Origin of the sequence: Mycobacterium sp. 236(2023) (assembly GCF_029623955.1) — a bacterium.
Classification (GTDB): domain Bacteria; phylum Actinomycetota; class Actinomycetes; order Mycobacteriales; family Mycobacteriaceae; genus Mycobacterium.
Genome location: NZ_JARSBP010000003.1, coordinates 948343 through 970774, shown reverse-complemented (window position 1 = coordinate 970774; position 22432 = coordinate 948343). Strand labels below are relative to the sequence as shown.

Below are 22432 nucleotides of genomic sequence, written 5' to 3'. Positions count from 1 at the left end.
TCCGCTGTACCCCGCGGTTCTGATTCGGAACCCAGATCAGGCGTTGCCTGCGTCACGATGGACTTTGACCAGCTCCTGGTACAGCGTCGCGTTGGTGCGGATCCCGGCGATCTCGTCGTCGCTGAGCTGCCTGCGCACCTTGCCGGGCACCCCGGCGACCATCGAGCCGGGCGGGATGACCGCCCCCTGCGGCACCACCGCACCCGCAGCGATCAACGAACCGGACCCGACGACGGCACCGTTGAGGACCACCGCGCCCATACCGACGAGCGAGTCGTCCTCGATGGTGCATCCGTGCAGCACCGCGTTGTGGCCGACACTGACGCCGGCACCGATCCGCGCGGGGAACCCCGGATCGACGTGGATCGTCACGCCGTCCTGAATGTTGGTGCCCGCGCCGATCTCGATGGGCTCGACCTCCGCGCGCAGGATCGCGCCGTACCAGAGGCTCGCGCCGGCGGCGAGGACGACCTGTCCGATCACCGTGGCATTGGGCGCGACCCAGCTCTGCGGATGCAGTTCGGGCGCGCGTCCGGCAATGGACAGAATCAGTGGCTCGGCCATGCGGGTCATCGTAGGACGGACCGGGCCGCGGGAGCCCCGGGTGTGCGATGCGTCCGCGATCCGTGCAATCCTCACGACGTGACATCGACGTCAAACCCGACCGCCCTCGACATCGTCGACGGGGTCGACCTCAGCGGCAAAACCTGCGTCATCACCGGCGCCTCGTCTGGCCTCGGCCGGGAGTCGGCCAAAGCGCTCGCCAGCACCGGCGCGCACGTCATCCTCGCGGCCCGCAACGCCGAAGCACTCGCCGAGACCGAGGCGTGGATCCGGGCCGACGTGCGTGACGCGCAGCTGTCGCGCGTACATCTGGACCTGACATCGCTGGCGTCCGTCGCCACCGCTGCCGCGGAGATCAGCGAGATCACCCCGGCCGTCCACGTGTTGATGAACAACGCAGGCGTCATGTTCACGCCGTTCGGGCGAACCACCGAGGGCTTCGAAACCCAGTTCGGCACAAACCATCTGGGCCATTTCGAGCTGACGAGGCTGCTGTTCCCGGCACTGGTCGCGGCCGACGGGGCGCGCGTGGTCGTCCTGTCGTCGGAGGGCCACCGGATGAGTGACGTCGACTTCGAGGACCCCAACTGGGAGCGCCGCGACTACGACAAGTTCGCCGCGTACGGCGCTTCCAAGACGGCCAACGTGCTGCATGCTGTCGAACTCGACCGCAGGCTGCGCGACAGCAGCGTGCGTGCGTTCGCGGTGCACCCCGGGATCGTCGCGACGTCGCTGGCGCGCCACATGACCGGTGACGATTTCGAGAGCCTCAACAAGTCGAGCTCGTCCCGCAATCCGGACAAGGCGCCGACGGACTTCCGGCAGCAGTTCACGACCCCCGACCACGGCGCGGCCACCCAGGTGTGGGCGGCGGTCAGCGAAGAACTCGACGGCGAGGGCGGTGTGTACCTGTCGGACTGCACGATCCGGACCGCCGCCCCCTACGCGATGGATGAATCGCGGGCGCTGGAGCTGTGGGGCCTCTCGGAACACCTCTGCACACCGAGCGCGACGAGCCTAGGCTCGAGTGCGTGACTTCCACGGCGAAGGTCATCTTCCTTCGCTCCTACGGTGACCGCGACCGCGACGACCACGACGTGGTGCGTGTCGTTCTCGACGCCACCGTCGAGTTGTTGCGCGACGTCGCCTACGACGATCTGACCACGCGGCGCATCGCCGAGAAGGCAGGCGTTTCCCACAGCGATCTGTGCGTCTATTTCCGTTCGAAGGATGCGATCGTCGCCGAGGTGTATCTGGGCCTGCTGCGCGACGCCCCGCTCGGAGTCGACGTCGACGAGTCCGCGCAGACGCGGGTCGGCGCGCTGTTCCATCAGTTGGTGATGCTGGTCGCCGATCAGCCAGGGCTTGCTGCGGCGTGTGCGAGCGCGATGATCTCGCAGGAGACGTCGGTGCACGCGATCCGCAAACGCATCCACGCCGAACTGCAACGCCGAGTCCGCACCGTCTTGCGGTCGGCGGCGTGGCCGGAGGTCGCCGAGACGCTCGAATTCGGGCTGATGGGCGCGATGGTGCAAGCCAGTTCGGGGTCGGCGACGTTCGAGGATGCCGCAGACGATCTGGCCCGGATGGTGGCCACGCTGCTGCCCGAAGAATCCCGGTGACGTCCCAGCCAATCCTCCACCTGCTGTAGGCCGTCATATGCCCAGCTCAGACCGTTATTGACGCTCTGATACGCGGCGTTGATGCGGGTTCTCGACTTTGCCGTTACCAATGTGTGCACATACCATCCTTGCGACTTGACATATGTAAGGAGCACACCGTGAAGACCCGCACCAGCAAGGCCTTCGGCGTCGCGCTGAGCACCGCCGCGATCGCCCTGTCTGTTCCGCTGGCCGTCAACGCCTACGCACAGCCGACCCCCACCAACACGGTGGAGACCCCGATCCCCGATCCACAGGGTCCCGACTGCGGCGCCTTCAAGGAAGCCCTGCCCAACTGGAAGGGCCTGGCGAGCATGCCCGTCAGCACAGTGCTGGCGAGCATCCCGTCCATCTCCACGTTCAACTCGGCGGTGTCCGGAGGGCTGAACCCGGCCGTCAACATCACGAGCGTGCTCGACAACGGCCCGTACGTCGTCTTCGCGCCGACCGACGAGGCGTTCGCGGCGCTTCCGCCGGAGCAGCTCGAGGTCCTCAAGACCGACCCGGCGGCGTTGACCAGCCTGGTGTACTACCATGCGTTCCTCGGCCTGCTTGGCCCCGATGACGTCAAGGGCCAGCGCCCGACGCAGGAGGGCACCGAGCTCGAGGTGACCGGTTCGGGTGGCGACATCCAGGTCAACGAGACGGTCAAGGTCGTCTGCGGCGGGATCCAGGCGCAGAACGCGCGGATCTACATCGTCGACGCTGTGCTCAACCCGGCCGACGCTCCCGCGCCGATCACGCCGACGAGCACCAGCACCAGCGAGACGACCACCACCACGACCACGACGACGACGACGCCGTCCACTCCGATGCCCGCCGAGGCACCGGCACCGGCCGCCGAAGCACCGATCGGCTAACTCTCTCAACGACTTCGGCGTGTTCAGTCGCGGCTATCGCAACTGAACACGCCGAATTCGTTTGTCTACAAGCCCAGATCGCGGCCGATGATCTCCTTCATGATCTCGGTGGTGCCACCGAAGATCGTCTGGATACGCCCGTCCACGTAGTCGCGAGCGACGCGGTACTCCAGCATGTAGCCGTAGCCGCCGTGCAGCTGCACGCACTGGTCGACGACCTTCTTGGCCGTCTCGGTGGCCCACCACTTCGCCTTCGCCGCCTCGACCGCCGTCAGCTCACCGTCGACGACACCCTGCAGGCACCGGTCGATGTATTGCTCGGTGACTTCGAGCTCGGTGTCCATCTCGGCCAGCAGGAACCGGTTGTGCTGGAAGCTGCCGATCGGCTGCCCGAACGCCTTGCGGTCCTTGGCGTACTGCAGTGTCTGGCGCCAGGTTTCGCGTGCGCCGGCGATCGCGGAGATGGCGATCGACAGACGCTCCGACGGCAGGTTGGTCATCAGGTGGTAGAAGCCGCGACCCTCCTTGCCCAGCAGGTTGGCGCCGGGGACGCGGACGTTCTCGAAGTGCAGCTCCGAGGTGTCCTGCGCGTGCAGACCCATCTTCTCGAGCTTGCGGCCGCGGGTGAAACCCTCCATGCCGCGCTCGACGACGAGGAGGCTGAAGCCCTTGTGGCCGGCTTCGGGATCGGTGCGGGCGACGACGACACACAGGTCGCAGTTGATACCGGATGAGATGAATGTCTTGGAGCCGTTGACAATCCAGTCGTCACCGTCACGGACCGCGGACGTCTTGATGCCGGCCAGGTCGCTGCCCGCGCCGGGCTCGGTCATCGCGATGGCGATGACGAGTTCGCCGCTGGTGATGCCCGGCAGCCAGCGCTGCTTCTGCTCGTCGTTGGCCAGGTCCTTGAAATACGGGCCGACGACATCGTTGTGCAGGCTCAGCGCGGGAGCGGGAACGCCTGCTTTGCTGATCTCTTCGTCGATGATCGCGTTGAAGCGGAAGTCGTCGGTGCCGCCGCCGCCGAACTCCTCGGGCATGTTGAACCCGATCAGTCCGTGCTTGCCCGCCGCCACGTAGGCGGACCGGTCGACGATGCGCTCGGCTTCCCACTTCTCGGCGTTGGGGACGAGCTCACTCTCGATGTAGCCGCGCACGGTGTCGCGGAAGGCCTCGTGCTCTTCGTCGTAAATCGTTCGCTTCATCATTGATTCCTCACGTGTTGCTCTACTTGGCTTTCCAGACAGGCTCGCGCTTCTGCGCGAACGCCAGCGGACCTTCTTTGGCGTCCTCGGAGCTGAAGACGACCGCCACTTCGCGCCTCGTGCGCTTCCACCCGGGTTCGTCATCGGTGACGACACCGTCGTCGGAACCGACGGCGACGCGCTTGCTCGCCTGCACGGCCAGCGGCGCGTTGACGGTGATCCGCTCGGCCAGCTTCAACGCCGCCTCCAGCTCGGTGCCGTCGGGAACCACCTCGTTGATGAGGCCCCACTTCAACGCCTCGGCCGAGGTGATCGGTTCGCCGGTGAACATCATCTCCAGCGCCACCTTGCGCGGGATCTGGTCGACGAGCCGGAAGACACCGCCGGCTGCGGCGATCAGCCCCCGCTTCACTTCGGGCAGACCGAATTTCGCGCCCTCTCCGGCTACGACGAGGTCGCTGGCGAGGGCGAGCTCGGTGCCGCCACCCAGGGCGGTGCCGTTGACCGCCGCGATGGTCGGCTTGTCGATGAAGTGGCGCACGTAGCCGGCGAAGCCCCACTTGGGCTGATCCGGGTGGCCGATGTTCTCACCTTTGGACAGTGCTTTGAGATCCGCTCCGGCGCAGAAGGATTTGTCTCCCGAACCGGTGACGACGACCACCCAGACATCCGGGTCCTGCTGCGCCTCTTCCAGCGCGTCGCCGAGCGCGATCGACACGGCCGAGTTGATGGCGTTGCGCGCCTCGGGCCGGTTGATCGTGATGACCATGACGTTGCCCCGGCGCTCGACGAGAGCGCCGGGCCCGGCTGCTTCCGTCACAGCAGCTCGAGAATGGTGGCGTTGGCCTGGCCGCCGCCCTCGCACATGGTCTGCAGGCCGTACTGAATTCCGTTGTCGCGCATGTGGTACAGCAGCGTGGTCATGATGCGGGCACCGGATCCGCCGAGCGGGTGGCCGAGCGCGATGGCGCCGCCGTTCGGGTTCAGCTTCTTCTCGTCAGCGCCGATGTCCTTCAGCCAGGCCATCGGCACAGGCGCGAACGCCTCGTTGACCTCGAACGCACCGATCTGGTCGATCGACAGGCCGGACCGCTGGAGCGCCTTCTGCGTGGCCGGGATCGGCGCGGTCAGCATGATGACCGGGTCGGCGCCGGCGAGCACGGCGGTGTGCACCTTCGCCAGCGGCTTGAGGCCGAGTTCCTTGGCCTTCTCCGCAGACATGAACAGCAGCGCGGCGGAGCCGTCGGAGATCTGAGAGCTGTTGCCGGCGTGGATGACACCGTCCTCACGGAAGGCGGGCTTGAGCTGACCCATCTTCTCCAGCGTGGTGCCGCGACGGATGCCCTCGTCCTTGAGTACGGGGTTGCCATCCTGGTCCTTGATGGCCACGATCTGGTCGTCGAACGCACCGGAATCCTGTGCCGCAGCGGCCTTCTCGTGCGAGTCGAGCGAGAACTGGTCGAGCTGGGTGCGCGACAGTCCCCACTGATCGGCGATCATCTCCGCGCCGATGCCCTGGTTCGGGGTCTGGTTGTAGCGGTCCTTGAACCCGCCGGGGTACGGGTTGCCGCCGCTGGCCAGCGACGAACCCATGGGGGTGCGCGACATGGACTCGACACCGCCTGCGACGACGACGTCGTAATGGCCGGCGACGACACCGGCGGCGGCGAAGTGCACCGACTGCTGGCTCGAGCCGCACTGGCGGTCGACGGTCACGCCGGGCACCGACTCAGGCCATCCGGCGGTCAACAGAGCGGTGCGGCCGATGTCGAGAGCCTGCTCGCCGGCCTGCATCACGCAGCCCCAGATGACGTCGTCGACGAGGGCGGGATCGACCCCGGCACGCTGGACGAGGCCGTTGAGGACCTGGGCGGAGAGTTCGGCCGGGTGCACGCCGGAGAGCCCTCCGTTGCGCTTACCGACGGGTGACCGTACGGCCTCGACGATGACGGCTTCAGCCATGGCGATACTCCTTCATTGGATCGGCTTTACATCGAACGTAAACGAACAAGGTTTACTAGGTCAACCTACTGGTTGGTAGGTGGTTTATGCCAGCTCAAACGACCGGCGATCTCCCGCCCGCTGTCCGCTCCGCGGCGGCCACCAGCTCATCACGGAACTGCGGGTGCGCGATCGCGGCGAGCGCCCGACCCCGCTCGGCGACGGTCCTGCCCTCCAACTCGGCGGCGCCGAACTCCGTGACGATGACGTCGACGTGGTGGCGCGGCGTCGTGATGACCGCGCCAGGCCCGAACCACGGCACGATGCGCGACTGCAGTTCCCCGTCCTTCTCGTAGGTCGACGGCAGACAGATCAGGGACCGGTCCGACAGTTCGAGCCCGGCACCGGCCACGAAGTCCTCGGCGCCGCCGATCCCGCTGAACTGGTTGCCGTTGATGGTGTCGGCGACGACCTGCCCCTGGATGTCGACCGCGAGCGCACCGTTGATCGACACCATGTTCCGGTTCGCCGCGATCACCTCCGGCGAGTTGACGATGTCGACGGGCAGGAACGCCACGTCGGCGTTCCCGTCGAGCCAGGTGTAGAGGTCCGTCGTCCCGAACGCGAACGTCGTCACACTCACACCGTCGTACAAGCCTTTCGCCGCGTTGGTGACCTTGCCCGCGCGGTGCAGTTGCATGCAGCCGTCGGTGAACATCTCGCTGTGCAGCCCGTAATCGCCGCCGTCGCCCTCGGCCAGCAGCGTGGCGATCTGGCTTGGAATGGAACCGATCCCGGTCTGCAGTGTCGCCCCCGGCTGGATGAACGAGACGGCGTGCTCTGCAATCGCCTTGTCGGCATCGGTCGGCGGCGGGCTGGGCAATGCCAGTGGCTCATCCTCCGAACGGATCAGGATGTCGATCTCGTCGACGTGCAGGGCGTGGCGGTACTGCTCGCCCAGACCGAAGGTTCGCGGATACGCCTCGGACACCTCGACGACGAGCAGTCGTTGCGGATCGGCCGCCGCGCGGCGCAGTTCGTCGACGGTGCCACCGGCGTGCAGCGACAGCGAGCACCAGCCGTCGGCGTCGGGAGGGGTGGCGACCGTCGTCATGACGCGCGGGGCCTGCCGTTCGAGGAGCGGACCGAACCGGCGGAAGTCGGCGGGCGTGAACTGGATGTCGGCGCCCGAGCCGGCCAGCGCGCGCTCCAGCGGCCCGAAGAAGCCCGACAGGTAGTGCACACCGGATCGCGAGAACAGCTCGGTCATCGCGGCGAGCAGCGCACCGTAGACCCGTAGATCCGTCCAGTCCGTGCGCTCGCCGAGGGCGCGCATGAAAGCCGGCGGCTGCCCCGGGCCGAGCGGGATCCCGAGGGTGTCGGAGGGGTCGAGGCGGGCGGCGGCCTCGTCGGCGGTGAGCTCGGTGGGCATGGGCGCTACCCTGCCACGCCCATCCGGTTCGTCCCCGCGAATTCACCGAGCGGCCAACTCGCGCTGTCAGGATGCCCCGATGGGTTCACCCGACTTCGCGCTCCTCGACGTTCCGCGGGAGACGCCGCCGGATCCCGAGGAGTATCTGCGTGCGGCGATCGCCTGGCATTTCGGCGCGGACACCGGCTCGCCGTTCTGGCTGCGCGCCGCCCGACGTCTCGACTTCAACCCGGTGTGCGAGGTACGCACCCACGACGATCTTCGACTGTTCCCCAACCTCGTCGACGAGCTTCGCGACGTCGCTGTCGAAGATCTGATCCCGCGCGGTTACGGCACCCCACTGCCCATCCCCCGGGTATTCGAATCCGGCGGCACCACGGGCGCGCCGAAGCGCACGGCCCAACTGCCGGATTGGATCGAGCAGGTAACCCGTTGGCAGGTCGATGATTTCAGCGCGGGCGGGTTCATCCGAGATGCGGGATTGGTGTGCATGATGCCCAGCGGACCGCACGGGGTGGGCCATTTCGACCGCGTGGTGGCCGAACGACTCGGCGGGGTGTTTCATTCGATCGATCTCGACCCGCGGTGGGTGAAAAAGACAGCAGCCCGGGGGGATTCGCGGGCTTCAGCCGAGGTCGCGCGCTACCTCGACCATGTCCTCGAACAGACCCGCCACATTCTGGCGACACAGCACGTGGCGAATCTGCATGCGACACCGCCCCTTTTGGAGGCCATCGCCAATGATGGCCGACTGACCGACCTCGTCAACGACAAGATCCGCTACATCCTGCTCAGTGGGGCGCACGTCGACGTCGACACCATGGCGTTGTTCCGCGGCATCTTCCCCGAGGCCGCGATCTCGATTGCGTTCGGCAGCACCATGATCCTGTCGCAGGCTGCGACCCGCACCGACGGTGACACGTCCGTCTTCGACCCGCGCTGCCCCTACGTCGTCTTCTGGGTAGTAGACCCCGATACCGGCGCGCAGGTCCCCTACGGCGAACGCGGGCAGGTCGTCATGAACCACATCAGCAAGGGCATGTTCATCCCCAACAATCTGGAGCGCGACACCGCAATCCGGTGGCCCGGCCCCCGCGGACAGGTCGGCGACTCCGTCAGCGACATCGCACCGGTGGCCGTGTTCGGCGGCGTGCCGGTCATCGAAGGCGTGTACTGATCGTGGGCGGCAATCTGACGACACTCGAAGCACTGGGACCCGACGGCGAATATCACACGCACAAGCGCGAAATCATCACCGACACCCGCGGCTGCGCAGTGCTCGACCTGGCGGTGGTACCCCGCCTCTACGTCACGAGAACGATTACACAACAACGTTACTCACCACCGTTGAAGGTCACTGAGCGACCCGCGGCACTCGACCGGGCGGCTGAGATCTTCATGTCGGCGACGATCGCGGGCCTGAACTTCGCCGACTACGTCGACCTCACCTGCCGGATCTCCGGGCTGCCGGTGACGGTCGCCAGGGCAGGGGCCGACGTGGTGGCGGGGTCCTTGACGACGGCGTTCGACGCGGTGCGCGCGGCGCAGCCCGCCGGCGCGACGATGGACTGGCGCGACCAACCTGCCGGCGCCGTGTGGGCGCGTCGCGGCGAGGTGCTCGCCGTACACGCGCCGGGCAATGCCCCCGGGGTGCACGGCCTCTGGCCGCAGGCGCTCGCGCTGGGCTACCGCGTCGCGGTGCGGCCGTCGCGTCGCGAGCCACTGACCGCACACCGCGTCGTCTCAGCACTGCGTCGCGCCGGCTTCGCCGACACCGACGCGTCGTACCTGCCGACCGATCACGCCGTGGCCGACGACATCGTCCGCGCCGCGGACCTCGCGCTGGTGTACGGCGGACAGGACGTCGCCGATCGCTACGACGGTGACCCGACGGTCTTCGTCAACGGACCGGGCCGCACGAAAATCCTCATCACCGCCGAGCAGGATTGGCGAGACTGCATCGACGTCGTGGTGGATTCGATTGCCGCCCTGGGCGGGATGGCATGTGTGAACACGACCGCCGTCCTCTATGAGGGCGATCCGGCGCCGCTGGCGCACGCGATCGCCGAGCGGTTGGCATTGATGCGTCCGCTCCCGAACACCGACCCGCAGGCGGCGCTCCCCACGCCGCCGATCGACGACGCCCGCGCCCTGGCGCGACATCTGGCCGGCAAGGCCGCCGCCGCCGCCGCCGATGCGATCCTGGGCGCCGACCAGGTGGTCGCCGATCTCGGCGACGGGTTTGCCGCGCTTCGGCCCGCCGTCCACCTGCTGTCCGCGCCGAACCCCGACACTCTCGGCGTGGAGTTGCCCTTCCCCTGCGTCTGGTTTGCACCGTGGTCGCGCGCCGATGGCACTGTGCCACTGCGCCACTCGCTGATGGTCACTGCGATCACGTCGGACGACGCCCTGCTCGACGACGTCGTGAACGAGCCGACGATCGTCAACGTGTACCGGGGTCGCGTCCCAACTCACCACGGCTCACCCCGGATCCCGCACGACGGATTCCTGGCCGATTTCCTGATGCGTAACAAGGGATTCGTCGCACGTTAGCCAAAATCGGGCTGACTTCGTGCCGTCCGGAAATAAATTTTCACAGGCTTTCACCAGGTTCCCTGTGCGAGCCGCCGAACCCGTGACCTGCAGTTTTTTACGGCGCCGTCAGCGTAAGCGCCCCGATTTCGCTGAGAAACTTCCCTGGAGGCGCCGGACGTAGGTCTTGACCGGCGGGAGGGGCCACCCCATTCTGACGCTGCATTTGCTTAGGCAAAGCGAAGCATCCACGCCTGCCATAGTGGCCAGGCCCTTCAACCATGGGGGTTGTATGTACGTTATGTCCTCGCGCCACAACGTGATTCCGGGTTCCGTGCCCAAGCACGTGGCCACCGGCATCGCAGGCGCGGCGATGGTCGGACTCGGCGCTCTGGTGGTCGCTGCAGCGGCCGCCACCGACGAGCCGACGATGGTCTCGGCCCAGACCGCAGACATCAAGCTGGTTGCCAGTGAAGAGTGCGTTCCCGGCGGGCTGATCGGCTGCGCCGGCGCCGCAAGCAGCGCCTCGGCCAGCCCGACGGCACTGCTGGCCGCCACCGCCACTCCGTCCGCCTTCCGCCCTATGATCGGCGACGGCGGCTGGCTGATCGGCAACGGCCTCGACGCCGCAGCTGACTGCACCGGCGACGCCTGCAACGGCGGCAACGGCGGTCTGCTGTGGGGCAGCGGTGGAGCCGGCGCGGCCGGTAAGGACGCGGTCTACGCCGCCGACGGCACCCTGGTCTCGGCCGCGACCGCGGGCGGCCGTGGCGGCAACGCCGGCCTGTTCGGTGGCGACGGCGGCGCCGGCGGTGCCGGCGGTAACGACACCAACACCAGCGCTGCGGGCGTGAATGCCGACGCGTTCGGCGGTGCCGGCGGTGCCGGCGGCAGCGGCGCGACGTTGTGGTCGGGCCGCGGCGGCGCGGGCGGTGCCGGCGGCAGCGCGTCCTCGCTGAACGGCAACGCGACCGGCGGCGCCGGAGGCGTCGGCGGCAGCACCAACATCGGCAACCCGCCTCCGGGCCAGGGTGAGCCCGACCCGGATGCTGAGCCTGTGGCCAACTACGGCCCCGGTGCCGGCGGCGCGGGCGGCTCGGCAACGGTCGGCGCCCCGGGCGCCTCGGGCGGCACCGGCACCGGCACCTCCGGCCAGACCGCCACCGGCGGCAGCGGCGGCGCGGGCGGCTACGGCCTCATCTCCGGTGGTGCCACGCCTGACCTGACCGGTAACGGCGGCAAGGGTGGCAGCGGCACCGCTTACGGCGCGGGCAAGGCCGTCGGCGGCGACGGCGGCGACGGCGGCGGCCGCCTGGCCTCGCGTAGCTCGAATGCGGGAAGCGGCGGCAACGCCAACTCCCAGACGGGCACTGCCACAGGCGGTTCCGGCGGCACCGGCGGTACCTCGGAGCTGACCGGCCTCGGTGGTCGCGGTGGCAACGGTGGTAGTGCTACGTCCTCCGCGGGTGGCAACACCACGGGTGGCCGCGGCGGCAACGGCGGCGACGGCGGCAAGCTCGGCGGCAACGGTGGCGTTGGTCGCAACGGCGGCAACGCTTCCGGCGGCACCGCTCGCGGCGGCAACGGCGGTACCGGTGGCGACGGTGGCTCGACCACGGCCGAAGGCACCGGCATCGGCGGCAACGGCGGCAACGGCGGCAACGCCACGCCGGGTGCAGGCAAGGCCGGCACGGGTGGCAACGGTGGCGCCGGCGGTTCCGGCAGCTCCGCCAATGGCAACCAGGGCAATGACGGCAACGACGGTGGCGCCAACGCCGCGTAGTCTGCTCGTCCCCAGCAGTTAGGGCGGGTACGGGAGTCGACAGGCTCCCGTACCCGCTCTTTGCTGTCTGGCACAATCACCGATTACCTGCACAGACACCATCTGATCAGTCACCGGTTACCTCACATGGTTTACTGAGTTGCACAGCTGAGTCGACCGTCGAGGAGGTGCAGTGGCTCGCAGTACCCCCTTGGCACCGATGATCGGGCCGGACGCCGTCGCGTCCCGCGCCGCCGTCCGCTCCCCCAAGACCGCTGAGCTCGTGGCCGGAACGTTGCGGCGGATGGTCGTCGAAGGACAGCTCAAAGACGGCGACTTCCTGCCCAACGAGGCCGAGCTGATGGCGCATTTCGGCGTCAGCCGGCCGACCCTGCGCGAAGCCGTGCGGGTACTTGAATCCGAACGTCTGGTCGAGGTGCGCCGCGGTTCACGTACCGGCGCGCGCGTCCGGGTTCCCGGCCCCGAGGTCGTCGCCCGCCCCGCCGGTCTCCTGCTGGAACTCTCCGGCGCGACGATCGCCGACCTGCTCACCGCGAAGTCGGGTATCGAACCGATGGCCGCGCGCCTGCTCGCCGAATCCGGCTCGGAGGAAGCCTTCGACGAGCTGGAGCAGATGCTCGAAGGACTGGTTGCCGAGGGCTTTCAATCCGGCCGGCTGGCCGAGATCACCGGAGCGTTCCACCTGCGGGTGGTGCAGTTGTCGGGCAACGCCACGCTGGGCATCGTCGCCGGCATGCTGCACGAGATCACGGTCAGGCACACGGCTTTCGTGTTCAACGAGCGCCGCCCGGTGTCGAAGGCCGACTACGACAAGCTGGTGCGGTCCTACCGCAAGCTCATGCAGTTCCTGCGTGCCGGGGACGCCGCCGGGGCGGAAGCGCACTGGCGCAAACACCTCGACGTATCCCGCGAGCTGTTGCTGACCGGCTTGGAGAGTGTGCCGATCCGCGACGTCATGGGCTGATAAGTCGAGACCTGACTTTTGCAGAAGAAGTGCGAGTAGACGTCTGCAAAAGTCGCGTCTCGACACCTACCCGGCGCCGGCCGCGTTTTTCTGCCACGTCACGTGGGCCGGCACGGTGTCGTCCCACGGCTGGCGGGTGACCATGTCGGCGACCATGACATAGCCGCGCTCGAACTCGCCGGTTGCGGCGTCGACGAGGCGGTACTCCTGGCGCTGCTTGTGAATGGGCTGCGCGTCGAGCAGCAGCACCCGGACCTCGCCCGGCTCGAAGTGGCACCGTTTCTGCAGTGCGGCGATCAACTGCTCGTTGTGCATGTGCCCGTCGCCGAAGTTCCACCCGATCGCGGTGCTGCAGATCCGTTCCCCGTCGGTCAACACGTAATCGGCTTCGTTGCCGTCGGCCATCAGCCGGTGCGCCAGCGTGAACATCGCGCGGCCGTGGGTGTTGAACGACCGGAACGCGTATCCCATGTACTGGTACATCTCCGCGGTTTCCGGGCTGCCGTAGAACTTCTCCATCTGCGCGGCGGGCATGCTCGCGATCGCGACGATGCCGTTGGTGATCTTCTCCGACGCCGAGGGCTTCACACACCACAGCGACGTGTCCCAGTTGCCCGCGTAGTACCGCATGCCCGGCAGGAAGGACACCTTGCGGGGGAAGAGGTTTCCGATCGCCACGGTGCCTGCGACGGCCACGAACAGCAGGATCGGCAGCGGGCTGTTCAGGTCCGCCAGACCGATACCCGCGTTGCCGACGAACAGCGCCAGCACGCTGAACATCATGAAGACGTTCCACTCCAGCGGCACCCCCATCGGAATGGCCGACAGGATGCCGAAGTGGAAGACGAGCATGACGAACGCGGCGACCGCGGTGACCCAGCCGCCGTGGGAGAAGAACAGCACCAGCGGCACCAGGCCCTCGATCACGGTCGAGAAGTGGGCCAGTACCCGTGACGCCCGGCCGGGGCGCAGGTCGTCGGGGAAGTGCTCGAAGAACTTTCGCTTGATCCAGCGCGGGCGCATCACCGGGTTGTTGCTCATCATCGTGGAGATGACGAACGGGAAATGCTTGTTGAGTTTCGACGTGGCGGCCCCGATCCAGATGACCAGGCACACCAGTTTGGCCGCGATGATGATGTCGGCGCCGCTGAACAGGAAGCACACCGCCAGCGAGCCGTACACCTCACCGCGCGCGGCCAGGAAGATGACCTTGTCCCGCAGGCCGGCGACGACGAGCAGACCGACGATCGCCGCCGTCTGCCACACCGGGAGCACGCCCACCTCGGAACCGATCTCGGGGATGGGCCCGGTGCCGTCCGAGAACAGTGCGACGACGAGCATCACGAGGAGTGCGGCGTAGAGCGCGACGTCGAGGGGGGTCCGCGAGTCGCCTGCGGTCAGCGGTACCCGGTTGGGCCATGGTGGCAGGCGAATCGTCCTGGGGCGCAGCCAGTACAGGATCGAGCCCATCGGCGGGAAGAACCGGTTGTTGAGCGGCCCGAAGCCGCAGCCGAGGCCGACGACCTCGAACAGCATCGTGTAGAAGACGACCTTCTGATAGACGATCGGTTCGTGGTACCAGGCGGTGACGTTGGTGAAGCCCCCCGGTCCGTCACCGACGCCGGTGGTGGTGGCGACGACGATCACCCACGCGACGAGCACGTACAGCAGGATCTTCACGACGTAGAAGAGGTGCATGACGACGGGCGTGCCGAATCCGACCTCGGCCCAGTGTTTGGCCATCGGCACGATCCGCTCCGCGCGGGTGCCCTTGCTCCATTCGGCGTAATCGACGACGGGCGCGTCCTGCTTGAGAAAACCCATTCGCTCAGACTAGAACGTGTTCCAGTTCGCCTGAGCGGTTCGGGTGTAGTTGGCTTCTACGACGCGGTCTTGGCGGGCGGGCGGTAGAAGATGACCAGCTGACCGATACCACCGGCGAGGCCGAGGACGAGCGCGATGAGCAGCCCCCACCAGCCGTGCAGGTACTCGTACACGCCGGATGTGCCGAAGAGGGCGTAGTCGAGGCTGAGCTTGCCGGCGCCGATGGTGGCGATGCCGACGGCCGAGGCGGCCAGCACCAGGTTGTACTCCCAGCCTTCCTTGACGATGAAGAAGCCGTTCTCCTTGTGCACCGTCCAGGCCGCGACGAACATCAGCGCCACGAATCCGGCGGCCGGGATCGGGGTGAGCAGACCGACCGCAAGGCCCAGGCCGGCCGCCATCTCGGTGGTGGCGGCGACGCGGGCGTGGAACATGCCCGGCTTCATCCCCATGCTGTCGAACCAGCCGGCGGTGCCCTTGAGCCCACCCTTGCCGAAGAACTTGTTGTAGCCGTGGGCGGCCATGGTCAGGCCGAGGACGACACGCAAGATCAGGAGTCCGACGTCCATGGAACTGTCGTAGGCAGTCATGTAACAAAACTTAGAACATCTGTCACGCCGCCGCCCACCCCACCCCTGGGCCTACCCCGTGTTCGAGGGCACCCAGTTTCCGTGGAATCCGGCGGGCACGCGGTGCGGGAGCTTGACGCTCGCAACGTCCTCGAGGGTGGCCGCGTCGAGAATCGCGAGCTCACTGCGGTCGGTTGCGTGGTCGTAGACATAACCCATGAGCACGCCGTCGTCCTCGGCGGCACCCGGGCTCGACGGATGGAACACGAACTCGCCCACGCTCTTACCCGCTCCAAAGGATCGCGTCGCGCTTCCGCCACCCACGAAGTCGTGCTTGAGCAGGACACCGTCCGCGACGGCCCCTTCGGTGACGTGCGGCGCGTAACCGTAGCGATGCTTCTTGCCGACGCGCCGCTCGTCGACACGGGGGAACTCCTGTCCGCGGTCGTCGAGGCGGGATTCGCGCACCTTGCCGTCGGCGAGGTCGACGGTCCAGCGGTCGAGCGTAGGCGAGCCCTCGTTGGGGCCGAGGTGGTCGGTGGCGAACATCTTCGGGTGTCGCACGACGTCGAGGACGATCGTGTTGTCCTCGGGCGAGTCATAGGCGTTCATCGGGTGGAAGACGTAGCAGGGTTCGACGTCGAACCACCGGACGTCGGCATTGGTGCCTTCGCGTGGCATGACGCCGACCCGCGCGGGATAGCGCGGGTTCCACGAGTACGGAAAGCCCTTGTCCGACGTTTGGCTCCGGGGTATGCGTGCCGTCACCGGATCGGGAATGCGCACGCGACCGATCAACGCGGACAACACCAGTCGTGCGGGCAGCCGCAGGTTCCGCGGCACGGTGATCGCGGCGGCCTTGCGGGCGTCGAAGGTCACCGGCAGGTCGTAGATGACGACGTGGCGCTCCGTCAGCGAGAAGTCGTGCATCATAGGGCTGCCGGCGACCTCGATGTCGACGGTCCGCCTGGCGCGGCCGTCGGTCCCGATGAGCGAGTACTGCACTGCGTTTCCGTTCAGGAAGTTGTACGACATCGCGTGCAGCTCACCGGTGTCGGGATCACGTTTGGGATGGGCGGTGTAGCCGCCACTCAGGGTGCCGTCGAAATCGCAGACGCCGACGGTGTCGAGTTCTTCCGTGAGCTCGTAGTTCGCTGCGCCGGACTCGATGAGCGCCAATGTCTTTCCCGCGTGCCCGATGACGTTGGTGTTCGCTCCGACCGAGGCGAGGCCGACATGCCCCTCACGCTTGGGCTCACCGAGCAGACGCGTCGCCTGCGGGCCGCGCACCCACCGGTTCCGGTACCACTCGGCCTTTCCGGCACGCATCCGGATGCCGTGGACCATGCCGTCTCCGACGAACCAGTGGTAGAGGTCGGGATCGATCTCGCCGATCGGGTTGGGCCCGTTGCGCAGGTAACGGCCGTCCAGATACTCGGGAATAGCGCCCGTGACCTCGAGATCGGTCAGCGTCAACTCCTCGGAGATCGGCGCCAACGCGCCTTCCAGATATGCGTTCCCCATCGCGACACCTCTCCTATAACAGCGTTATAAGTCCCTTGTGTATAACACCGTTATGGCAGCATGGCAACCATGAGTTCGCCGCGCGAAGCCTTGCCCGACAAGCTCGTCGCAGCCGGGATCGAACTGATGGAACGCGATGGCCTCTCCGCGTTGAGTGCGCGCAGTGTCACCACCCGGGCGGGCACGTCGACGATGGCGCTCTACACCCACTTCGGCGGCATGTCCGGGCTGCTGGACGCGATCGCCGTGCAGGTTTTCCTCCGATTCACCGAAGTCCTCACCGACATACCCGAAACCGACGACCCGGTCGCCGACTTCCTGTCGATGGGGCTGGCCTACCACCAGTTCGCGCTCGCCAATCCCCAGCGCTACCAACTGATCTTCGGCGCAACGTCCCCGGCGTCGATCTCCAAGTTCCGCAGCGACATCACGGTCTCCGAGAGCGCGACCAACCGTGCCGAGTGGACGGCGTCGTTCGGGGCCTTGCACAACGCAGTCCACCGGATGATCGATGCCGGCCGGATCCGCGACGACGACGAGCTCGCCGTGGCCGGCCGATTGTGGAGTATCAACCACGGTGCCGTCATGCTCGAGCTGGCCGGCTTCTTCGGCCACGAAGGGCACGGCCTGGTCCAGATCCTCGGCCCGCTGATCATCGACACGCTGGTCGGAATGGGCGACGACCGCGACGCCGCAACACAATCCATGGAGAAGGTCGTCGCGACGCTGGCCTAGGACCCGCGAAGCTCCGACTCCAGCCGGTCCACGTACGCGTCGACATCTCCGATTGACGACTCAGCCGCGTGCACGCTGATGGTGATCGTCTCGCCGATTCCGTTGACACCGTGCGTCAATCCCATCATCGGGGACAGAGCCGGAAAGCTCGCGGCCAGCAGAACAGGAGCATCGCCGAACCGGAGGTCCTTCGCCCCGCGATCGACGCTGGACACCACCGTGTTGCCGTTCACCGTGGGCGAGCGAACATCCGGGTCGAACATGCTTACCCCCCAACGTAATACGGGAGCCGGCACCGCTGCGAGCGCTTCCGCCTCAGCGCGCATCGCCGGATGGCTCCGGCGGCGGCGACGCTGATACAGGTCCGCGGCGATTCGCCGGGCTCGCTGCCCCGCTTCGACGTCCGGATACAGCCCGATCCCGACGTTGCCGTAGTGGTTGTTCGCCAGGCGTGGCCCCACCTTCGCCATCGGGACCTCAGCTCCGAGCAGCGAAGGGTCGTCGCCGAGCTCACGCAGGTGTCCGGCCAGCGCCGCCGACACCGCCGTCAGCACCCCGACGGTCACCGTCGGCCCCGGCAGTTCCGCCCGGTCGCGGATCACGGTCCGGATGTCTCTGGCGCCGGCGGGTCGCGTGTTGGTGCGCATCGCCGGCCGTGAATCTGCTTGCGCAGGAACCAGACCCGCGGCCGTGTCGCGGACCAGTCTGCGATGGGTCAACGCCGCCGCGATCGAGCGTCGCGGAAATGCGAGGACGCTACGCGATGGCACCGTGACAGCAGGTACCTCCCCCTCTCGGCCGAACAGGTACCCCGCCAGCGCCGCGGACCGCTTGCCGTCGGCGAACGCATGCGAGGCCTGCAGGACCGCGACCGTGCCGCGTCCCGTGCCCGGCACCCCGTCGATCGCCGGGTACACATGCAACCGCCAGGACATCACCCGCTGATCGAGCTGATCGTCGGTCAGGCTGCGCACCGCCGCCAAACATGCCGCCCAAATACGGTCGGCCAACTCATGGACGACGAACTGACCCTCTCCGACCTCACACGGGTCCCACACCGGGTAGGTCCAGAAGCCGGTGTCGGCGATGCGGATTCGCAGCGCGGAACACGCGCGTGCTCTGTCCCGGATCTCCTGCAATGCGGGTTCCAGTCCGCTCTGCGGCTCTCCGAACGCATACAGCGCGTAGTGGTCGTTGGGAATCGCACCCGATGTCCACAAGCTCTGGGCGTCCACCGCGGCAAGTCGGCTCACGGTCATGTGCCCCAGGCTAGGCTGTGCCGCATGCCGCCGCTGCCGAGCCCGTCCCGTACCGGCGCGGCTCTGGTCACCGGCGCATCGTCGGGAATCGGCGAGGAGATCGCCCGCGAACTGATGGGGCGCGGATATCAGGTGATCCTGGTTGCGCGGCGTGCCGATCGTCTTCGGTCGCTGGCCGACTCACTCGGCCCTGGCGCGTACGTCGTCCCGGTCGATCTCGCGAATCCGGACGATCGTGCGTCGCTGCCGGGCCAGGTCGCCGCCCTCGGGCTGACCGTCGACATCCTCGTCAACAACGCCGGGATGTCCAACCTGGGTGCGGTCACCGCCGTCGACGTCGCCGCGGAACTGCGGCTCGTCGAGGTCGACGTCGCCGCCGTCGTCGACTTGTGCACCCGGTTCGTCCCCGGCATGGTGGCCCGCGGCGGTGGCGCGGTGCTCAACGTCGCGTCCGTCGGCGCGTTCGGGCCGGTGCCCTGGCAGGCGTCCTACGGCGCGGCCAAAGCGTTCGTGCTGTCCTACACGGAGGCGATGAGCGAGGAGCTCAAGGGCACCGGGGTGACGGCCGCTGTCGTGTGCCCGGGCCCGGTGCGCACCGGATTCGGCGAGGCCGCAGGCATTCCCGACGAGGAGGCCGAGAAGCTGCTGCCGAAGTTCCTCTGGGAAGAGGCCGATGCCGTGGCCAAGACCGCGATCGACGGTCTCGCGCGTGGCCGGCGGGTCATCGTGCCCGGCGCTCCCAATCGTGCCGCGGCGATGCTGAACCGGCTCGCCCCGCGATGGATGCTATTGCCGATGCTGGCGCGCAGCCACCCCGGCGGCCGGAAGAAGTGATTTCGGCGTAGTTGGTCAATCTGACGTTGACCAACTGCGCCCGTATCGCGCGTCTACACCGGGTCGAACTGCGAGATCAGCCAGCGGTCGTCGTGTTTCTCCAGCGTCACCCGCACGCTGGACGCGGTGTCGGTCGGCGGATCGGAGCCGACCGTCACCGTCTGGTTCACGAACAACAGCACGACCGCTTTGTCACGATCCACCGACACCGATGCCGCCGCCGGCACCGACGCGAGCGCCGAGATCTGCTTCTCTTTCGCACCCGGGATCACGACATCGCTGGTCAGCGAGGTGTAGGAGTCCCGGAACTCACCGGTCAGCAGCTCGCGCGCCGCGCCGAGCTGCTCCTCGACCTTGTCGGGCGTGTACGACAACAACGCGATCGTGCTGTCGCGGGCCGCCTGCACGGCGACCTCGGCCGGTGACCGCGATCCGGAGACGTCGACCTGAATGACGCCGTCGCTGTTGGTGTCGTCCTGCCACTTGAGGTAACCGGCACCGGCCGCGAGGACGAGCGCCAGCGCGGGCAGCACGACGAACGCGACGACGCGCTTCCAGTCGAGGCCTTTCTTCGCGGTACCCGACTCCGCCGGTTCCTCGGTGCCCACGGACTCCTCGACCGCCGTCGACTCCTCGATCTCTTCGGCTGTGGTCTCGTCGTCTGCCACGGTCTTGGTCGCCTCGTCGTCCTTCACGTCTTCGGTCACGGCACGAACTCCACGTTCGACACCTTGGCCTGTCCGTCGATGTCCTGCACCGAGATCCGCATCCGCCACGCCCGCGGTTGGGGTTCGGGGGCGCCGGCGTTCGTCGTCTGGACGTTGACCGCGACGAGAACTTGGGCCTCGTCGTCGCCGGCGGACTCCAGGCCTGCCTCGGAGATGGTGCCGACGGACTTCGACTGGGCCTGCTTGACCACCTGGACGAACGGTTCCGCGCGCTGCTGGAAATCATCGTAGAAGGTGCCCGTCGCCGAATCGAGGATGCGCTGGACGTCGGCTTCGGCACTCTCGTAGTTGATCGTCGTCAGGTTCAGCGCACCCTGCCGGCCGACCTGGAGGAAGAGGCTGCGCTGCTCCTCGGCGCGGTGCGACTCGTAGGTCTGATAGCCCAGCCACCCCGTGAGACCCGCGAGCGCCAGCACACCGACAAGGCCTGCGATGAGGGCGAGGGAGACGTGCGACATCGGCGCCTTCGCCGGAGCCTCTTCTTCGGTCTCGTCGGTGTCGTCGAGCTCGGCATCCTCAGGTTCGGCGGCTGCCGTCTGCTCCTCGGCGTCGGTCAGTTCCCCGTCGGGGGCAGCAGCATCGTCTGCCATGTTCGCTCCTCTGTGGCACCCTGGGCCAGGTTGGACTGTGTGTGCACACGTCCGTCCGGTCCAACGTACGTGCCGTTCGCGGGATCATATTCGGCGGCCGCGATCGGTGGCGGCGCCGGGCCCGGCGGAGGAGGCACTTCTGCTGGTTGTTCACCAGGAGGCAGCTGCGGGACGGCCTGACCGGACAACGTCGCGTTCGGGTCGCCCTTCCAGTTGTATCCGTCGTTCAGCGGCACGTAGTTCTCGCTGCTCTCACACATCTTGGCGGTCGGTGCGCGTTTGCCCGGCACCGTGACGCAGGGGATGTTGCGAGCTCCTCGGACGTTGAAGGCGCCGTCCTGCGGCACGCGGCAGTACACGTCACCTGCCGGCCGGTCGGGATAGTCCTCGAACGTCGGCGGCCGCTGCTGCTGGGGCGGCAAGAAGCCGGTGTTGCAGGGCGGCGGGATGTTGAGGTTGAGATTGAGGGTGAGGTAGTCACCCATGTAGTCCTGCTTGGTGCCGTTCTTGGCGACGCCGACCGCCTGGGTCACGGCGGTGCCCTGCGGCAGCAGCACGAGCAGCTGCTCGAGGTTGGGCTGATAGGTGACGGCGACTTCACCGACGTTCACCAGGTTGGCCAACACGATCGGCAGCGTCGGTTGCAGCTGATCGAACAGCGCACGCACCTCTTCGGCCGCGCCGGGCCCGTTCCTGAGCACGCCCGACACCGAGGCGTCCTCGCGCTGCAGCTGACCGGTGATGTCCGCCAGGTTCGCCGCCCATGCCTGAATGGCGCCCGACGTGTCGGTCTGGGAATCGAGCACCGGTTGCACGTCGTCGATCACCGTCGTCAGCGAATCCAGGTTCGCCCTGGCGTCGATCGCCAGCTGCGTCGACCCGCTGACGAGACGCCGCAGTTCGGGGCCGAGCCCTCCGACTGCCAGGTAGGACTCGTCGATGACCGTCCTGAGGTTCTCCTGCGGGATCGCTTGGAGCCCTTCGTTGGTCAGCTCAAGAACCGTGTTCACGTCCGGTGGCACCGTGGCACGGTCCCGCGGAATGACGTCACCGTCGCTGAGAACCGGCCCGTCGGCGCTCTGCGGGACGAGCTCGACGAACTGTTCGCCGACCGCCGACTGGCTGCGCACCGATGCGATCAGGTCGGCGGGGATGTCGACACCCGAATCGAGCGACAACTGCGCCGCCACTCCGCTGTCGGTAAGACCGACGCTGTCCACGATGCCGACCTGCGAGCCGCGGTAGGTGACGTTGCTCCGCTCATAGAGACCACCCGTCTCCGGCAGCTCGAGGGTCACCTTGTACTGGCCGATGCCCATCATCGCCGGCAGCCGCATGTATCCGAAAACCATGATGCCCAAAGCGGTTACGGCCAGCAGCAGGAAGATCGCGAGCTGGATGAGCATCTGTCGGGTCAGTCTCAT

The 22432-nt window shown here is 67.5% G+C and carries 21 protein-coding genes; 9 read left to right on the top strand and 12 right to left on the bottom strand.

The genetic code is table 11. The features are described 5' to 3' along the window. Positions 1-36 precede the first annotated feature (36 nt). Positions 37-564 (bottom strand): gamma carbonic anhydrase family protein, encoded by a 528-nt coding sequence (locus P9A17_RS16015; RefSeq protein WP_278039612.1) that lies wholly within the window; start codon positions 562-564, stop codon positions 37-39. A 78-nt stretch (positions 565-642) separates the two neighbouring features. On the opposite strand from P9A17_RS16015, the gene P9A17_RS16010 reads away from it, so the two are divergent. The 3 genes from P9A17_RS16010 (at position 643) to P9A17_RS16000 (ending at position 3085) form a co-directional block, all read left to right on the top strand. After that, a complete protein-coding gene (locus P9A17_RS16010) occupies positions 643-1599 on the top strand; it encodes an SDR family NAD(P)-dependent oxidoreductase (protein ID WP_278039611.1) in 957 nt (318 codons plus the stop codon). Continuing rightward, a complete protein-coding gene (locus P9A17_RS16005) occupies positions 1596-2186 on the top strand; it encodes a TetR/AcrR family transcriptional regulator (RefSeq protein ID WP_278039610.1) in 591 nt (196 codons plus the stop codon). Before P9A17_RS16010 ends, P9A17_RS16005 begins: the two co-directional genes overlap by 4 nt. A gap of 158 nt (positions 2187-2344) precedes the next feature. Next, positions 2345-3085 (top strand): fasciclin domain-containing protein, encoded by a 741-nt coding sequence (locus P9A17_RS16000; RefSeq protein ID WP_278039609.1) that lies wholly within the window; start codon positions 2345-2347, stop codon positions 3083-3085. 65 nt (positions 3086-3150) lie between these two features. Here P9A17_RS16000 and P9A17_RS15995 read toward each other — a convergent pair whose 3' ends face one another. From P9A17_RS15995 to P9A17_RS15980, 4 genes are all read right to left on the bottom strand, one after another. Then, on the bottom strand, positions 3151-4293 hold the full coding sequence (locus tag P9A17_RS15995) for an acyl-CoA dehydrogenase family protein (protein ID WP_278039608.1): 1143 nt from the start codon (positions 4291-4293) through the stop codon (positions 3151-3153). A gap of 22 nt (positions 4294-4315) precedes the next feature. Continuing rightward, positions 4316-5062 (bottom strand): crotonase/enoyl-CoA hydratase family protein, encoded by a 747-nt coding sequence (locus tag P9A17_RS15990; RefSeq protein ID WP_278039879.1) that lies wholly within the window; start codon positions 5060-5062, stop codon positions 4316-4318. A gap of 47 nt (positions 5063-5109) precedes the next feature. Beyond that, entirely contained in the window at positions 5110-6255 is a 1146-nt protein-coding gene (locus P9A17_RS15985) for a thiolase family protein (protein ID WP_278039607.1), read from the bottom strand. A 94-nt stretch (positions 6256-6349) separates the two neighbouring features. Beyond that, on the bottom strand, positions 6350-7666 hold the full coding sequence (locus tag P9A17_RS15980; protein ID WP_278039606.1) for an acetyl-CoA hydrolase/transferase C-terminal domain-containing protein: 1317 nt from the start codon (positions 7664-7666) through the stop codon (positions 6350-6352). A gap of 79 nt (positions 7667-7745) precedes the next feature. On the opposite strand from P9A17_RS15980, the gene P9A17_RS15975 reads away from it, so the two are divergent. The 4 genes from P9A17_RS15975 (at position 7746) to P9A17_RS15960 (ending at position 12945) form a co-directional block, all read left to right on the top strand. Beyond that, positions 7746-8843: an AMP-binding protein gene (locus P9A17_RS15975; protein WP_278039605.1), complete on the top strand. Its 1098-nt coding sequence runs from the start codon at positions 7746-7748 to the stop codon at positions 8841-8843. 14 nt (positions 8844-8857) lie between these two features. Continuing rightward, positions 8858-10219: an aldehyde dehydrogenase family protein gene (locus P9A17_RS15970; protein WP_278039878.1), complete on the top strand. Its 1362-nt coding sequence runs from the start codon at positions 8858-8860 to the stop codon at positions 10217-10219. Positions 10220-10499: 280 nt separating this feature from the next. Further along, on the top strand, positions 10500-11981 hold the full coding sequence (locus tag P9A17_RS15965) for a hypothetical protein (protein WP_278039604.1): 1482 nt from the start codon (positions 10500-10502) through the stop codon (positions 11979-11981). A gap of 172 nt (positions 11982-12153) precedes the next feature. After that, on the top strand, positions 12154-12945 hold the full coding sequence (locus P9A17_RS15960) for a GntR family transcriptional regulator (RefSeq protein ID WP_278039603.1): 792 nt from the start codon (positions 12154-12156) through the stop codon (positions 12943-12945). Between the two features lie 66 nt (positions 12946-13011). Here the strand turns inward: P9A17_RS15960 and P9A17_RS15955 are convergent, their stop codons facing one another. Genes P9A17_RS15955 through P9A17_RS15945 form a run of 3 tightly spaced genes read right to left on the bottom strand, consistent with a single transcriptional unit; the run spans position 13012 to position 16862 of the window. Next, a complete protein-coding gene (locus tag P9A17_RS15955; protein ID WP_278039602.1) occupies positions 13012-14769 on the bottom strand; it encodes a DUF3556 domain-containing protein in 1758 nt (585 codons plus the stop codon). 56 nt (positions 14770-14825) lie between these two features. Next, positions 14826-15359 (bottom strand): DoxX family protein, encoded by a 534-nt coding sequence (locus P9A17_RS15950; protein WP_278039601.1) that lies wholly within the window; start codon positions 15357-15359, stop codon positions 14826-14828. 51 nt (positions 15360-15410) lie between these two features. Continuing rightward, a complete protein-coding gene (locus P9A17_RS15945; RefSeq protein WP_278039600.1) occupies positions 15411-16862 on the bottom strand; it encodes a carotenoid oxygenase family protein in 1452 nt (483 codons plus the stop codon). Between the two features lie 69 nt (positions 16863-16931). Here P9A17_RS15945 and P9A17_RS15940 point away from each other — a divergent pair, with 69 nt between their 5' ends. Beyond that, the gene (locus P9A17_RS15940) at positions 16932-17597 is read left to right on the top strand and encodes a TetR/AcrR family transcriptional regulator (protein WP_278039599.1); all 666 of its coding nucleotides are present in this window, start codon (positions 16932-16934) and stop codon (positions 17595-17597) included. On the opposite strand, the gene P9A17_RS15935 is transcribed toward P9A17_RS15940, so the two are convergent. Beyond that, positions 17594-18856, bottom strand: a complete 1263-nt coding sequence (locus P9A17_RS15935; protein WP_278039598.1) for a WS/DGAT domain-containing protein — start codon at positions 18854-18856, stop codon at positions 17594-17596. The genes P9A17_RS15940 and P9A17_RS15935 overlap by 4 nt on opposite strands. A gap of 24 nt (positions 18857-18880) precedes the next feature. Here P9A17_RS15935 and P9A17_RS15930 point away from each other — a divergent pair, with 24 nt between their 5' ends. Beyond that, positions 18881-19690 carry an SDR family oxidoreductase gene (locus P9A17_RS15930; protein WP_278039597.1) on the top strand — a complete coding sequence of 270 codons (810 nt, stop codon included), beginning with the start codon at positions 18881-18883 and terminating at the stop codon, positions 19688-19690. A gap of 53 nt (positions 19691-19743) precedes the next feature. On the opposite strand, the gene P9A17_RS15925 is transcribed toward P9A17_RS15930, so the two are convergent. The 3 genes from P9A17_RS15925 to P9A17_RS15915 are packed head-to-tail and all read right to left on the bottom strand — an operon-like array spanning position 19744 to position 22432. Continuing rightward, complete coding sequence (locus P9A17_RS15925) at positions 19744-20397, bottom strand: hypothetical protein (RefSeq protein WP_278039596.1); 654 nt, start codon at positions 20395-20397, stop codon at positions 19744-19746. Then, entirely contained in the window at positions 20394-21008 is a 615-nt protein-coding gene (locus P9A17_RS15920) for an Mce protein (protein ID WP_278039595.1), read from the bottom strand. Before P9A17_RS15920 ends, P9A17_RS15925 begins: the two co-directional genes overlap by 4 nt. Then, positions 20972-22432, bottom strand: a complete 1461-nt coding sequence (locus tag P9A17_RS15915) for an MlaD family protein (RefSeq protein WP_278039594.1) — start codon at positions 22430-22432, stop codon at positions 20972-20974. Before P9A17_RS15915 ends, P9A17_RS15920 begins: the two co-directional genes overlap by 37 nt.